1 pseudogene is annotated in these 706 nt (G+C 79.9%); it reads right to left on the reverse strand.

Going from position 1 to position 706, the window contains the following annotated elements:
- Nucleotides 1-229: 229 nt before the first annotated feature.
- Nucleotides 230-706, reverse strand: a pseudogene (locus ACFV5N_RS15450) (substrate-binding domain-containing protein); the annotation flags it as partial.

Raw genomic sequence — 706 nt, forward strand, 5'->3', positions numbered from 1 at the left:
GACCGGACCGACGGTCCGGTCCGCAGGGGCCCACGGCGTGGTGAGCGGGTACACCGTCCGGCGCCGGTGGCGTGGTGCGGGCCGCCCCGTCGCGGACGACGTGAGGCGCCGGTGGCTCATCCGGCCGCAGCACCACCCTCGGCGTCGTGGGCGGGACCGGCGCCCGGATGGGCGCGGCGGGCCCCGGGCGGGCGACCGGCCGTGGTCCGTGCGGCCGGAGCGGGACGGATCAGCCCTCCGCCGGAGGCGGGCCCGTGGAGCCGCGCGGCACCAGGGTGACCGGCAGGACCGCGCCGGGCGCCGGATCGCCGCGCAGCACCGTCAGCAGGGCGCCCATGCCCTCCTCGCCCATGGCGGCGGCCGGCAGCCGGATCGTGGTCAGCTCCGGCTCCACGGCCGTGGCCAGATCGGTGTCGCCGAACCCGGCCACGGACACGTCCGCGGGCACCCGCAGGCCCAGCCGCCGGGCTGCCTTGCCCGCCCCCACCGCGAGCACGTCGTCGTCGCAGACCAGCGCCGTGGGGCGGGGGACAGCCGCCAGCGCGCGTTCCGCGGCGGCCAGCCCGCCCCGTACCGTCAGCGGCGCCCGCTCCGTGCGGACGACCGAGGCGCCCGGGACCCGCGCCGTCTCCCGGGTCGCGGGGCTCGCTCTCTAGCAGCACCTGCGGCAGACCGCCATCGCTCAGTGGACGCCGAGCCGCAGCAG

Source organism: Streptomyces sp. NPDC059853 (genome assembly GCF_042731495.1).
Taxonomy (GTDB): Bacteria; Actinomycetota; Actinomycetes; order Streptomycetales; family Streptomycetaceae; genus Streptomyces.